Origin of the sequence: Burkholderia sp. LS-044 (genome assembly GCF_004803625.1) — a bacterium.
In the GTDB taxonomy this organism is placed as follows: domain Bacteria; phylum Pseudomonadota; class Gammaproteobacteria; order Burkholderiales; family Burkholderiaceae; genus Burkholderia; species Burkholderia cepacia.
Map to the genome: position 1 here is coordinate 188410 of NZ_SSWO01000014.1, position 13468 is coordinate 201877.

Genomic DNA, 13468 nt, shown 5'->3' on the forward strand with positions numbered 1-13468 from the left:
CGCCCGCGTGCCGCGTCAAAATCGCTGAAACCCGTCGCGAGCGAGATCGTGCGGATTGCCCGCCGCGTAGTCGAGTGCGCACGCGTCGGTATCGATGCCGACGGTCAGCAGCGTCTCCCAGCGCTCGGTGTCGGGCATCGACGGATCGGCGCGGAAGCACACGACGGCCTGATCGCCGGCCGCACCGCACATTGCCGCCGCGCGCTCGCGCACATCGGCGCTCGTCATCCCGTTCACGACTTCGTTCAGGTGCGCGAAGCGTTCGCGCGTGGTCGAGCTGTCGGGCATGCACTCGCCGCCGCTCAGCGCGCGATCGAGGAAGTGGTTCGTATGCAGCAGCCAGCCGTCCGGACGCGGCACCACCACGCCGATTCCCGACGGGCTCAGCTCGATGCTCGCCGCGCGCGGGTTCGCGTCATGCCGCGTGAACACGGTCAGCACCGTGGACGCGCTCACGCGTGCGGACCGGGCGAGCTCGATCGCCTCCTGCACCGTCGTCGCATCCTCGAGCAGGCGCCGCGCGATCGCGTGCACGGGCACACCGGCGCTGTCGTTGTCGCTCGCGTGATGCAGGATGTTGAAGTGCAGCCCGAGCCCCGCGCTGTTCACGCCGAGCTTCGCGAGCATCCCGAACTCGGAGAACAGCTTGACGGTGCGGCCATGCGGCGTCGCGAACCGCATCAGCAGCCCCTGCGGCGCGAGGCTGTCGTGCCAGTCCCACGTCTGCAGCGTGCGCGGCGCGTGCGGGCCGGCCGGTGCGTAGACGGTCGTCGAGCACTCGCCTTCGGCCGACGCGGGCGCGGTCGCAAGAATCTCGGTGCGTGCGTTCAGGCACGCGAGCTGCCAGCGCGGCAGGTCGACGCCGTCGGCGATCGCCTCGACTTCGGCGGCCAGGCGCGGGCACCACGCACCGAGCGCGGCCAGGCTCGCTTCGCCGATCTCCCGCGCGCGCTGCGGCTCGATGCCGAGCTTCGGGAAGAACGCGAGGTAAAGCGCGACCGTCTCGCGAATCTCGGCGGCGAAACGCGCGCCGATCAGGCGGCCGCGCTCGTGCGGATCGGTGAGGTCGGTCACGAAGGTGTGCAGCTTCAAGGTCAAATCTCCTGGGTTGAATGCGTGCCGGGCCCGCACGGCCCGGAACGTGATGCATGGCGCAGCCGGTCGGCCGGCATTTGCACCGGCCGGAACGGCGAGACCAGTCAGAACGGTCAGAACGAATAGATGAACTGCATCCCGGCCAGGTCGTTGCTGCGCGCGTACGTGCCGTTGCTCTTCAGGAACACCGGATGGTTCGCCGCGTCGTGGCGATACTCGAGCTTCACGGTGATCTGCTGCGTCGGATAGAACAGCAGGTCGGCCGTGATCGCGTAACGCTGCGCGCCCTTGCACTCGGTGCCGTTCGTCGACGAACCCTGGAAGCACGCCGGATCGATGCCGAAGCCGCTCGACCCGTTCACCGACGGATTGCCGCCCGCGAGCCCGTACTGGATGTTCGTGCCGCCGCCGCCGTTCGACGTGTTGTTCAGGTAGTCGAAGCGCAGCGTCGCGCCCATGCGGCCGACCCATGCCTGCGTCCACTTCGTATGGCCGAGCAGCGACATCCCGTACCAGCGTGCGGTGCCGCCGTTCCACGCACCCTTCTGCAGCTCGCCGTAGTCGACCTGCGCGTTGATCTGCGTCTTGTCGTGCGTATAGGTCGCGTCGGCTTCCACGTACTTGTAGAGGCCGGTCGGCGACGAGCCGTTGCACTGGTAGCCGTAACCGCCCGCCGTCGCGCACGGCGAGAACAGCGACTGCCGGCCCAGCATCCCGGAAATGCCGAAGTCGAAGGCGGTCGACGTCGCGTTGTCGAAGCGCGCGGTGATCGTCGGCGTCCAGTTGGTCTTGGTCGTGTTGTTCGCCGCGTTCGCGATCGCGCCGGCGGTGCGCAACACCTCGTTGCCGATCACGACCTGCCAGAAGCGCGTCATCGCCGCATTGGAGCCCTTCAGGCCGACGCCGATCAGGTTGCCCGGTTCGCTGAAGTCGTACAGCAGCCCGTGCGTGAGCGTCAGCATCTGGGTCGACGGCTGCACCTCGTAGCCGGCGAGGCTCGGCATCATCCCGATCTCGAAAGTGCGCGTCGTGCTGAGGGGCACGGTCACCACGGCCTGCGTGACGATGTTGTTGCCGACGCCGCCGTGCGAATTGCTGAACACGTTGCCGAAGCCGCGGTTCGGCTGGATCACGACCTCCGCCGACGGCGCCATCGGGCCGACGCCGAAGGTCTTCTTGATGTCGAGGTAGACGTCGCCGATCGTGCTGTTGAAGTAGTCGTACGCGCCCGGATCGTGGTTGAGGAACTGGAACCCGGACGTGCGCTGCGCGCGGTTGAACAGGTACACGGGATCGACGTAGCCGGTGATGCTCAGGCCCGCGAGCGGGCCGGTCGTCGCGGCTTCCTGCAGCGAGTCGACCTTCAGCGACGCATTCGCGATCTGCTCGCGCATCTGCTGCAGGTCGTCGTTCGTGAACGCCGGTGCGGAATCGGCGGCCGGCGCGGCGGCGGCAGCGGCCGTGTTGATCGAACCGATCCTTGCGCCGCTCGATGTCGCAGTGGCGGCGCTGGCTGCGTTGGCGGCCGGCGCCGCGCCGGGCACCTGCGCGGCCAGCATGCTCGCGCGCAGCGCGTTCACCTGCTGCTGCAGCGCGGTGACCTGCGCCTGCAGCGCCTTCATCCTGCTCGCATCGGTCGCCTGCGGCGTGTGCGCGAATGCCGTGGCCGCGTCGAACGCGAGCAGGCACAGCGCCGTCATGTGTTTGAGTTTCATGTTCTGGGTGGTCGTCGGGACGAGCGCGCCCCCGCCCGCCGCGATCAGCGGCGGGGCGCGCGAAAGGTATGCGGGAATCGGAGAAGCGGCGGCCGGCTTACTCGGTCTTCAGCTTCGTCCAGAGACGGTTCTGCAGACGCATCAGCTCAGGCGGAACCGGCTTGCTGAGGCTCAGCTTGCGGATCACGTCGGCGGGCGGAAACACGGCCGGATCGCTCGTCACTTCGGCGCGCACGAGGCGCTTCGACGACGGCACGGCCGACGGGTACGACGTGTCGTTGGTCAGGTTCGCGCTCTCCTTCTCCGACAGCACGAAGTTGACGAACTTCAGCGCGGCGTCCGGGTGCGGTGCATCCTTCGGCACGGCCATCATGTCGAACCACATCGCGCTGCCCTCGGTCGGGATCACGTACTTGATGTGATACGGCTTCTTCGCGGCAGCGGCCGCGATCCGCGCGGAGTTCACGTCGCCCGACCAGCCGAGCGCGAGGCAGATGTCGCCGCCCGCGAGATCGTTGATGTAGCTGCTCGAATTGAACTGCGTGATGTACGGGCGCACCGACTTCAGCAGCTCGTATGCGGCCTGGTAGTCGGCCGGGTTCGTCGTGTTCGGGTCCTTCTTCAGGTAGACGAACGCCATCCCGAACGCATCGACCGGCGAATCGAGCACCGACACGCCGCAGTGCTTCAGCTTCTGCGCGTACTTCGGATCGAACAGCAGCGCCCAGCTGTCGAGCGGCGCGTCGTTGCCGAGCGCGGCCTTCACCTTCTCGACGTTCATCCCGAGCCCGTCGGTGCCCCAGGTCCACGGAATGCCGTACTGGTTGCCCGGATCGTCCTTCGCGAGCGCCTTCAGGATTTCCGGATCGAGCAGCCCGTAGTTCGGCACCTGGCTCTTGTCGATCTTGCGGAAGATGCCGGCCTGCAGCTGCCGCGCCCAGAAGATGTCGGACGGCACGACGACGTCATAGCCCGACGTGCCCGACAGCAGCTTCGCCTGCAACGTCTCGTTCGAATCGAACTCCTGGTAGACGACCTTGATGCCGGTCGCCTTCTCGAAGTTCGCGATCGTCGCCTTGCCGATCGAGTTGCCCCAGTTGTACACGTTGACGACGTCCGCCGCGTGTGCAACCGGCGCGCCGGCCCCCAGCACGCCGCCCAGCGCGAGCGCCGCGCATGCCGTTCCCAGATGCCTGCTCCAATCCCCTGCCATGGTTTCCTCCGTCGATATCATGATCCGCTCGCAATGAACGGTGTGTGCTTCGGTCCGGAAAAATGTAGCCAGAGGAAATTGGCCGGTCTGCCCTGCCAATAGGGGGACACGCCGCACAATCGGCGCATCCGGTTCCGGCCGGATGCGCCGAGCCGCGAAAAACGAAAGCATCCCGAAAGATTCCGTCGCCGCTTCGTCAGCCGGAATGCCCGTTCAGGACGCCTGCATACCCGTGCGCGCGCCGAAATCGTCGCCCACGTGCGTGATGCGGCCGCCCATCATCGTCAGCCCGACGTCGATGCGGCCGATGTCGTACTGGCCGACCTCGAACAGGTCGTTCTCGAGCACGACGAGATCCGCGCGCTTGCCGGGCGTCAGCGAGCCGACCTCGTGCTCCATCCCGAGCTGGTACGCGCCGTGAATCGTGTACGCGGCGATCAGTTGCGGAATGCTCAGGCGCTCGGCGATGTCCGGGAACACCGGCGCATCGGGCTCGCCCGCGAGCTGGCGCGTATGGCCCGACTCGATGTGTTCGAGCGGCTTGTGCTGGCAGCGGCACTGGCAAGCGAGGCCGTCCATGCCGATCGACACCGTCACGCCTTCGTCGAGGAACGTGCGGAACTTGTACATGCTGCTCCAGCGCTCGTGGCCGTAGTGGTCGCGCAGCTGCTCGGTGTACGCGTCGACCACGCCCCACTGCAGCTGCGTGTTCGCCATCACGCCCGCGCGGCGGAAGCGCGGAATGTCGTCCGGATGCGTGAGGAACGCGTGCGTGATCACGTGGCGGCGGTCGCGCGGCGGGTTCTTGCGGTTCACCGCGTCGAAACCGTCGAGCGCCATCCGCACGGCCGCGTCGCCGACGCAATGGACCATCACGTTCGCATGCGCGCGATCGGCCTCGATCAGGTAGCGGTTGAACGTGTCGGCCGGCATCGTCGGCGCGCCGCAGGTGTCCGGGCGGTCCGCGTACGGTTCGAGCAGGTACGCGGTGTGGTTCGCCTCGGTGCCGTCGAGGAACAGCTTCAATGCGCGCGCCTTCACGAGCGGCGAATCGTACTGCTCGCGATACCGGACGAGCGTGCCGACCGGGTCGTCGATCTCGCCGATCACCGCGACGCTGCCGACCACCCGCAGCTTCAGGTCGCCCGCGCGCTCCATCGTCTGCAGCGTCTCGTACAGCAGCGACTGGTCGCCGCTCGCGTCGAAGAAGCCCGCGTCGAACACGGTCGTCACGCCGGCCGCGCACAGCTTCTTCTGCCACGGCGGGATCGATTTCAGGTACAGGTCGATGCCGGTCGGCAACAGGCCGGCCGCGCTGATCCGCTGCGTCAGCAACGAATACGCGGCGCCGTCGACGATCAGGCCGGTCGGCTCGCCGGTCGCCGCGTCCTTCTCGAACCAGCTCGCGCCTTCCTGCACGGGCGGCGTCGATGCGTCGATGCCGGCGATCTCCAGCGCCTTCGAGTTCACCCACATCGTATGGAAATCGGTCGACAGCAGGCACACGGGGCGATCCGCGCAGATCGCGTCGAGCGTCTCCTTGCGCAGCAGCGCGGGCGGAATCGTCGCCTGCACCCAGCCCATCCCGGTGATCGCCGGCTCGTCCGGATGCGATTCGACATACGCGCGCAGCGCGCCGAGCACCTTCTGCGGATCCTCGTCGTTCACGAACGCCTGGAACGCGAACGCGGTCGTCTCGAAGTGCCAGTGCGATTCGACGAAGCCCGGCAGCACGAGCCGGCCGGCCGCGTCGACGACCTTCGTCCGCGCGCCGACGTACGCCTGCACGGCCGCCGTGTCGCCGACATGGACGATCCGGCCGTCGCGCACGGCGACGGCCTGCGCCCAGGGCTTGTGCGGATCGACGGTATAGACCTTCGCGTTGGTCAGAACGAAATCCGCCAGCGTCGTGGCGGCGTGCGTCGGTTGCATCTGCATGGCCTGTCCTTTCTGGTCATCAGGTTTTCGAAGTGCTTTCACTATAGGCAGACGATTCGCGCCGGTATGCCCCCCCGCCGCCGGGGCTTCCGCGAATTCCGGCCGCCGCGCGTTCGGTCTTGTCGTCGTTTTGGGGACAACGCACGAAATCCGTGGGGGTGATCCGGTGAATTCCCGGCTGACGCGTGCACGGCGTTCGCGTAACGTCGCGCTGTCACCTGACCGCCTTCGTCCGACCATGCGACTTCTCCAGCCCGACCCTGCCGCCCGCGGCCACTACCTGATCGGCGTGCGTCCCGACTCACTCGGCGCGACGCTGCGCGCGGTCGGCACGCCGGATTTCGTCGGCGCGGTCACGGAGTTCGTCAACGACAGCATCGATGCCGACGCCGTGCACCTCGAGCGCTGGCGTGCCGATACGGGCAGTACGTCGGGTTTCGTCGTCGAATGGCTCGGCAGCGGCAGCCTGCGCTTCGCGGCCGATACGCTGCGCGTGATGGACATCTACTACCAGGACTACTGCCAGGCCGATCCGCTGGTCGCGCCGCTGCGCGGCAAGCCCGGCACGCTGCTCGTGCAGCGCCATGTCGACGGCATCGCGCAGGGCGAGTTCCGCCGCCGGATCTTCGACGAGCCCGGCATCGGGCAGGAATGCCTGCTCGTGCACGGCAACGCGCACCTGCAATACGCGCTCGGGCTCGCGCGCACGGTCGGGCGCGCCGCGTTCACCACGGACGAGCTGTTTCACTTCCGGCAGATGGTCGACCTGCTGTTCCCGATGTTCGAGCTGCATGCGCGCACCTGTGCGGCGCGGCGCGTGGCGGCGGTGTCGGTGAATGCCGCGTCGCAGGCGAGCTTCGATGCGCGCCTCGAACGGCAGGACGTGCAGCTGTCGCGCCGCGAGCACGAGATCTGCCGGCTGATGCTGTGCGGGCGCTCGGTGCCCGAGGCCGCGCAGCAGCTCGACGTGAAGCTGTCGACGGCCGAGTCGTACGTGAAGCGCGCGTTCGCGAAGCTCGGCGTGCGCACGCGCCGCGAGCTGTTCGACTGGGTACTCGTCGACTGCTGAACGCGCGACCCGGAATTACGCGGCCAGCGCGGCCGCCTTGATGTTGAAGGCGCGCAGCAGGTCCTCGCAGAACGCGTCGACGATCGGCTTGTCGCTCGTGCTGCGCTTCATCGCGAGATGCAGCGGCACGTCGAAGCTGAACGTCGCGCGGCCGACGGCCTTCACGAGCCCGCGCTGCTCGAACGGCTCCGCGTAGTGCGCGGGCAGGTAGCCGAGATGGCCGCCCGACAGGATCAGGATCGTCGCGGCCTCGATGCTGTCCGCGCTCGCGGTCACGCGCCGCTCGGGCAGCGGATACTGCTCCTCCGGCACCGGATAGGTACGCCACACCCAGTCATGCAGTTGCAGGTCGTCCGCCGTCACGGGCCGCGACGCATGGAACAGCGGATGCCCGCGCCCGCAGTAGATCACCTGCTGCTCGGTGAACAGCGGCGTGTAGAGCAGCCCGGGCACGCGATGCCAGAAATACCCGATCGCGAGATCGAGCTGGTTGTTGACGAGGCTTTCCTCGAGTTCCTGAGGCGACGCGACCTTCATCGCGAACGTGACGGCCTGGTCGCGCTTGCGGAATGCGCCGATCGCATCGGCCACGCGCGCGTTCTCGACGAGCGGCGCCTGGCCGATCAGGCCGATCGACAACGTGCCGACCAGCTTGCGGTCGATGTCGCGCACGCGCGCGACGAATTCGGAGGTCGCCGCGACGAGCGTGCGCGCGGTGGCCGCGAAGCGTTCGCCCTTCGACGTCAGGCGAAAGCCGCCGCGTCCGCGATCGCAGAGCTTGAAGCCGACGCGCGCTTCGAGCGCCGACAGTTGCGTGCTGATGGTCGACTGCCGCACGCCGAGCGACGCCTCGGCGGCCGTGATGCCGCGTGCGTCGACGACGGCCAGAAAGACCCGGATGAGCCGGAGATCGAGATCGGAAGTATTCGAGAACATGCCTGAAGCCGCTGCGCGTGTGCGCGTTGCCCGGCCGGCACGACGCGCATCGCGCGCCACGCCCGCCGCCTTCGCCGATGAACCGGACCGGACGCGCGCCGCCATCGGCAGCGGCGCGCGTCGAAACCGTCATTCAGGTGCCACCGCGAGCGCGCGTTCCATGCCGAACACGGCCGGCCGCAGCCGCCGGTAGCACAGGAACGCCACCGCGCACAGCACGATCGCCGCGATCAGCGCCGACTGCGTGCCTGCGCGCTCGATCAGCGAGCCGCCCGCGACCGAGCCGATGCCGTAGCCGAGCGCGACGCAGCCCGGCGACAGCGCGGCCGACTTGCCAACCAGGTCGTACTGCGGAATCGTCGCGTAGATCAGCAGCGCGCCGCCGGTCCAGCAGCCGATGAACACGACCGCGCCGAGCGTGAACGTCATGGCCGATGCCGGCATCGCGAGCAGCACGGCCGCGACCGCGCAGCCGCCGAGGTTGACGAGCGCCCAGCGGCGCAGGCCCGCGCCCGCGCCGAGCCTCGGCATCGCCGCGCAGATCACGAGGCTCGCGATGTTCGCGATGCCGAGCACGAGCGACACCGACCTGCCGCTCAGGCCCGCCGCGGTGCCGATCTTCTCGAGGAAGGTCCACACGACGCCGACGCCGCCGTACAGCGCGAGCTGCGCGCACAGCACGAGCATCGCGCCCCGGCGGTCGATGCGGCCGGCGACGCCGGCCGGTGCCGGGGCGGCCAGCGTCTCGCCCCGGCGAAACAGCGGCGTCGCGAGCACGAATACGCCGAGCACGCATGCGACGAAACCGAACACGCCGTGCGCGCCCCATGCGTCGCTCAGCATCGGGAAGATGTAGGCCAGCAGCACCATGCTCCACGTCACCTGCCCCATCAGCATGATCCCGAGATTGCGTTCCGGCGCGCGCGAGTACGACAGGTAGCGCAGCGCGATCCCGTTCAGCCCGCCCGAGCCGACGCCCGCGATGAACTGCAACGCGGAATACGCGACGAGCCCGTGCGTCGCGAGCGTGCCGAGGTTCGCGCCGGCCGCGAGCGTCACCGCGCCCGCGAGCACCCACCGCACCGGCTGGCGGCCGAGCACGAACGCGACGAGCAGCGTGCCCGTCGATTCGCCGAGCACCTCGATGAAGCTCGACAGCCCGAGCGCCGCTTCGCCGAAGCCCCAATGGCGCTCGACCTGCCCGACGATCGCGGGCAGGCCGAGGAAGACCGTCGGCCCGAGGATGCCGAGCAGCAGCATCACGACGACGAACCGCGCGCTTTCCTGTCGCGCTTCATCCTGCAGGTTCACTACGTTCATTCGGTGTCTCTCTCCCTGTCCGCGGCGCGGACCGTCTCCTCGAGGGAGCCGGGTATGGCGGCGGCCCGGCCCGGGCCGCCGTGTCGCTTACATCGGGAAGCCCATCGCCTTGATGCCGCTGATCCACGCGCGCTTCCAGCCGCCTTCCGCATCCGCGCCGTCGAACGCATGGAACGTGATCTTCGCGGCGACCCAGCGCATCGGCTCGGGCGGGATGTAGCTCGGGCTCTGGTTCGCGATGTCGAGCTTGCGCTCGGGGCTGTCGCGGTCGAACAGGATGTTCAGCCCCATGAACGCGCCGAACCGGCTCGCCGCGACGCCGAAACCCGTATAGCCAGCGACGAACACGGCCTTGTCGCCGAGATAGCGCTTCGCGAACACCGAGCCGCGCGAGCAGTAGTCGATCGGCCCGCCCCACGCATGCGAGAAGCGCACGTCGCTCAATTGCGGGAAGGTGCGGTAGAACGCTTCCGCGAGCCGGTAATAGGTCTCGCGCTGGCCGTCCTGATGCGGTTCCGGATCGCCGTCGAAGTGATAGCTCACCAGGCCGCCGAAGATGATGTTGTTGTTCTTCGTCAGGCGGAAATAGTTGAGCTGCGTGCGCGTGTCGTACACGCCCTGGCGATTCTTCCAGCCAATCCGCGCGAGCTGTTCGTCGGTGAGCGGCTCGGTGGCGAGCACGTGGTCGCGCACCTGCATCACGCGGCGGTTGATGTCGGGAATCCCGACCTTCGCGGTGCCGCTGCCGAACACGACGCGCGGCGCGCGCACGCTGCCCTTCGGCGTCTTCACGAACACGGTGCTGCCTTCGTCGGTCACGGTCACGAGCGGCGTGTGCTCGTACAGCTTCACGCCGAGCGACAGCGCCGCGCGCTTCAGCCCCCACGCGAGCTTCGCCGGATGCACGATGCCGCTGCGGTTACGCGACCACAGTGCGCCCGCGAACAGCGGTGAATTCAGTTGTTCGAGCGTTTCGTCGCGGTTCAGCAGCACGACGTTGTGGCCGTACTCGCGATGCAGGTCGTAATCGCCCTTCAGGTGCGCGATGTGCTCGGGATCGACCGCGACCGTCATCTCGCCGTTCCACTCGATATCGGCGTCGATGTCGTAGCGTTTCAGCGTTTCCTCGAAGCCGTCGAGGTTGTGATGGCCGAACGCCTCGAGCTGCGCGATGTCGTTCGGGAACACGCGCACCGCATTCGGCAGCCCGTGCATCACCGACGTCGAGATGATCCCGCCCGCGCGGCCCGATGCGCCGTGCGCGACCTTGCCGGCCTCGATCAGCACCACGTTCAGGTGCGGCATCTGTTCCTTCGCCTGCACGGCCGACCACAGCCCGGTGAAGCCGCCGCCGACGATCAGCAGGTCGGCGCTCACGTCGCCGACGAGTTCCGGCTCGGTGGCCGGCGCGGCCGGGTTGTCGAGCCAGTACGGGAACAGCTTCGTATTCGCGAGCGCCGCCTCGACGCCCAATGCGACCGGCGCGCCACGCAATGCGTGCGCCTGCGCCGGTGCAGTCTCTCTTGCCTTGACTTCCATTTCCATGATCCCTGCCATCACACGCGGAAACGAAACCGCCGCCGGGCGCGCGTCACACGGACGACGACACCACGGCGGCGGCTTCGGCCATCACGACTTCTCGAGCAGCACGTAGAACTTCTTCGCGTCCTCGATCGTCTCCCAGCGGCCCGCGAAGCCGGCCGGCAGCAGGTAGCCCTGGCCCGGCGTGAATTCCTTGCGGTTGCCTTCGACGTCGGTCAGCGCGATCCGGCCCTCGACGAGCCACACCGCTTCGTCGGCCGCGGTTTCCGGAAACTCCACCGAGCCGACCTTGCCTTCCCACCAGCCGATGAGGTAGTTGCCGCTCTTGCCTTCCGCCGCGCGCCAGTCGCTTTCGTCCATCCCGAAGTCGAGCTTCGTGAATTCGCCGATGCCTGCGCCGAGCGGCAGGATGTCCTTGATCAGTTTGGTCATCAGAATCTTTCGTCTCTTGATTGAAAAAAGCAGAGACAAAGTTACTCATTTACACTGCCCCGGTATGCCCCCCTCCGGGGGGGACAAGCGGTGTTTTCCGGAACCGGGCAGGTCGCAAGGACACCGGCCGGGATTTCCCCCTAATGACGTTTTGCGCGGCCGACGCTACAATCCGCCGGCTTTTCACCGGGGAACCGCATGCTGCTCAACGTGAACCCCTTCCACCGCGACAACGACCGCTTCAACGTGTCGTTCAAGGCGCTGGGCGAGCTGATCGAGACGGTCGGCACGCCGCACTTCGTGCCGCGCCTCACGCAACTGCTCAATGAAGTGGTGCCGCTCGACGTCGCGCACGTCGAACGCTCGCGCGTCGACGGCTCGATGCCCACCGGCTACCGATGCGAATGGATCGGCAGCAGCGGCATCGGCGCGGCGAGCGCCGACGTCTCCGACGTGATGACGCTCTACTACGAGCGCTTTCTCGACAGCGACCCGCTGTTCGCGGGGCTGCGCGGCAAGACGGGCACGATGCTCGTCGTGCGCGACATCGCGGCGATCCCGCCCGGCGAATTCCGCCAGCGGCTGTTCGACGACGTGCAGATCGGCCACGAATGCGTGCTCGCACGCGGCACGCGTTATTCGCAGCATTCGATCGCGCTGGAGCGCGGCCGCGACCGGCCGCCGTTCACGCTCGCCGAGATGAACCGCTTTCGCAGCATCAGCGACGTGCTGTTCCCGCTGCTCGAACTTCATGCGTCGACCACGGCCGCGCGGCGCATTGCGCACCCGACACCCGAAGTCCATCCGCTCGCGCAGTTCGACGCGCGCATCGCGGCCGACGGCGTGAAGCTGTCGAAGCGCGAATACGAAACCTGCAAGCACCTGCTTTCCGGCAAGACCGTGCCGGAAACGGCGGAGATCCTCGGCGTGCGCGTCGCGTCGGCCGAGTCGTACGTGAAGCGCGCGTTCGCGAAGCTCGGCGTGCGCACGAAGCGCGAACTCGCCGCGTGGGGTTCGGCGACCACCGCGTTCCCTTCCTCCGGCCCGCACGACGGCGCCGCGCCGCCGGCACTCTCGCGCCGACCTGATCCGGCCTGACCTGGCCGCGCGGCCGCGTTCGGTTGCGCCGCGTCGATGCGGCGGCGCCACTTGCATCGAGCCGCGTCGATGTAAACGTTGCGACTTCAAAATCTTCGCGCGGGCGTTCTCCTCTACCATCGGCCGATCGCTTTACCTCAGATAAAGGAGACGGCCCCATGCCCCGCGAACTCAATCAACCGATGGGCGGCAACGAGATGCCGCGCTTCGGCGGCATCGCCACGATGATGCGCCTGCCGCAAGCCGAGACGACCGACGGCCTCGACGTGTGCTTCGTCGGCGTGCCGCTCGACCTCGGCACGTCGAACCGCTCGGGCTCGCGCTTCGGCCCGCGCCAGATCCGCACCGAATCCGTGCTGCTGCGCCCGTACAACATGGCCACCCGCGCCGCACCGTTCGATTCGCTGCAGGTGGCCGACATCGGCGACGTCGCGACCAACCCGTACGACCTGAAGGACTCGGTGCGCCGCATCGAAGAGGCATACGACGAGATCGTCGCGAACGGCTGCCGGCCGATCACGCTCGGCGGCGATCACACGATCGCGTGGCCGATCCTGCGCGCGCTGCACAAGAAGTACGGCAAGGTCGCCGTCGTCCACGTCGACGCGCACGCGGACGTGAACGACACGATGTTCGGCGAGAAGATCGCGCACGGCACGCCGTTCCGCCGCGCGGTGGAAGACGGGCTGCTGCAATGCGACAAGGTCACGCAGATCGGCCTGCGCGGCACCGGCTACCACGCGGACGATTTCGACTGGTGCCGCCAGCAGGGCTTCACCGTCGTGCAGGCGGAGGAATGCTGGAACAAGTCGCTCGCGCCGCTGATGGCGCAGGTGCGCGAACGCGTCGGCGATACGCCGGTGTATCTCAGCTTCGACATCGACGGCCTCGACCCGTCGTTCGCGCCCGGCACCGGCACGCCGGAAATCGGCGGCCTCACCGTGCAGCAGGGCCTGGAAATCATCCGCGGCATGAAGGGCCTGAACATCGTCGGCGCGGATCTCGTCGAAGTCGCGCCGCCGTACGATCCGACCGGCACCACCGCGCTCACCGGCGCGAACCTCGCGTTCGAGATGCTCTGCGTGATGCCGGGCGTCGCCTACCGCTAAC

The 13468-nt window shown here is 68.0% G+C and carries 11 protein-coding genes; 3 read left to right on the forward strand and 8 right to left on the reverse strand.

All coding sequences use genetic code 11. From position 1 onward, the window contains the following. Window positions 1-15 precede the first annotated feature (15 nt). From E9536_RS30250 to E9536_RS30265, 4 genes are all read right to left on the reverse strand, one after another. A complete protein-coding gene (locus E9536_RS30250; RefSeq protein WP_136471811.1) occupies window positions 16-1092 on the reverse strand; it encodes a C45 family peptidase in 1077 nt (358 codons plus the stop codon). A gap of 116 nt (window positions 1093-1208) precedes the next feature. Further along, window positions 1209-2810, reverse strand: coding sequence for a DUF3138 family protein (locus tag E9536_RS30255; protein ID WP_136471813.1), 1602 nt, complete (start codon window positions 2808-2810; stop codon window positions 1209-1211). A 97-nt stretch (window positions 2811-2907) separates the two neighbouring features. Next, the gene (locus E9536_RS30260) at window positions 2908-4023 is read right to left on the reverse strand and encodes a polyamine ABC transporter substrate-binding protein (RefSeq protein WP_136471815.1); all 1116 of its coding nucleotides are present in this window, start codon (window positions 4021-4023) and stop codon (window positions 2908-2910) included. 213 nt (window positions 4024-4236) lie between these two features. Next, complete coding sequence (locus E9536_RS30265; protein ID WP_136471817.1) at window positions 4237-5961, reverse strand: amidohydrolase; 1725 nt, start codon at window positions 5959-5961, stop codon at window positions 4237-4239. A gap of 238 nt (window positions 5962-6199) precedes the next feature. On the opposite strand from E9536_RS30265, the gene E9536_RS30270 reads away from it, so the two are divergent. Next, a complete protein-coding gene (locus E9536_RS30270) occupies window positions 6200-7030 on the forward strand; it encodes a helix-turn-helix transcriptional regulator (protein ID WP_060085742.1) in 831 nt (276 codons plus the stop codon). 15 nt (window positions 7031-7045) lie between these two features. Here the strand turns inward: E9536_RS30270 and E9536_RS30275 are convergent, their stop codons facing one another. The 4 genes from E9536_RS30275 to E9536_RS30290 all read right to left on the reverse strand — a co-directional run bounded on the left by E9536_RS30275 (window position 7046) and on the right by E9536_RS30290 (window position 11260). Further along, window positions 7046-7966 (reverse strand): LysR family transcriptional regulator, encoded by a 921-nt coding sequence (locus E9536_RS30275; protein WP_042975417.1) that lies wholly within the window; start codon window positions 7964-7966, stop codon window positions 7046-7048. Between the two features lie 129 nt (window positions 7967-8095). Next, a complete protein-coding gene (locus E9536_RS30280; protein WP_060171659.1) occupies window positions 8096-9286 on the reverse strand; it encodes an MFS transporter in 1191 nt (396 codons plus the stop codon). An 87-nt stretch (window positions 9287-9373) separates the two neighbouring features. Continuing rightward, window positions 9374-10831, reverse strand: coding sequence for an FAD-dependent oxidoreductase (locus E9536_RS30285; protein ID WP_081073686.1), 1458 nt, complete (start codon window positions 10829-10831; stop codon window positions 9374-9376). Between the two features lie 84 nt (window positions 10832-10915). Next, the gene (locus E9536_RS30290; RefSeq protein ID WP_027789860.1) at window positions 10916-11260 is read right to left on the reverse strand and encodes a cupin domain-containing protein; all 345 of its coding nucleotides are present in this window, start codon (window positions 11258-11260) and stop codon (window positions 10916-10918) included. Window positions 11261-11458: 198 nt separating this feature from the next. Between E9536_RS30290 and E9536_RS30295 the strand changes: the two genes are divergently transcribed. Then, complete coding sequence (locus E9536_RS30295; RefSeq protein ID WP_059494310.1) at window positions 11459-12358, forward strand: helix-turn-helix transcriptional regulator; 900 nt, start codon at window positions 11459-11461, stop codon at window positions 12356-12358. 158 nt (window positions 12359-12516) lie between these two features. Next, window positions 12517-13467, forward strand: a complete 951-nt coding sequence (speB, locus tag E9536_RS30300; RefSeq protein ID WP_048024584.1) for an agmatinase — start codon at window positions 12517-12519, stop codon at window positions 13465-13467. Window position 13468 lies beyond the last annotated feature (1 nt).

What these genes read in the sequence shown, in the direction of transcription:
- E9536_RS30255 (WP_136471813.1), bottom strand. Translation starts at nt 2,810, where the DNA reads ATGAAACTCAAACACATGACGGCGCTGTGCCTGCTCGCGTTCGACGCG.
- E9536_RS30260 (WP_136471815.1), bottom strand. Translation starts at nt 4,023, where the DNA reads ATGGCAGGGGATTGGAGCAGGCATCTGGGAACGGCATGCGCGGCGCTC.
- E9536_RS30265 (WP_136471817.1), bottom strand. Translation starts at nt 5,961, where the DNA reads ATGCAGATGCAACCGACGCACGCCGCCACGACGCTGGCGGATTTCGTT.
- E9536_RS30270 (WP_060085742.1), top strand. Translation starts at nt 6,200, where the DNA reads ATGCGACTTCTCCAGCCCGACCCTGCCGCCCGCGGCCACTACCTGATC.
- E9536_RS30275 (WP_042975417.1), bottom strand. Translation starts at nt 7,966, where the DNA reads ATGTTCTCGAATACTTCCGATCTCGATCTCCGGCTCATCCGGGTCTTT.
- E9536_RS30280 (WP_060171659.1), bottom strand. Translation starts at nt 9,286, where the DNA reads ATGAACGTAGTGAACCTGCAGGATGAAGCGCGACAGGAAAGCGCGCGG.
- E9536_RS30285 (WP_081073686.1), bottom strand. Translation starts at nt 10,831, where the DNA reads ATGGAAATGGAAGTCAAGGCAAGAGAGACTGCACCGGCGCAGGCGCAC.
- E9536_RS30290 (WP_027789860.1), bottom strand. Translation starts at nt 11,260, where the DNA reads ATGACCAAACTGATCAAGGACATCCTGCCGCTCGGCGCAGGCATCGGC.
- E9536_RS30295 (WP_059494310.1), top strand. Translation starts at nt 11,459, where the DNA reads ATGCTGCTCAACGTGAACCCCTTCCACCGCGACAACGACCGCTTCAAC.
- speB (WP_048024584.1), top strand. Translation starts at nt 12,517, where the DNA reads ATGCCCCGCGAACTCAATCAACCGATGGGCGGCAACGAGATGCCGCGC.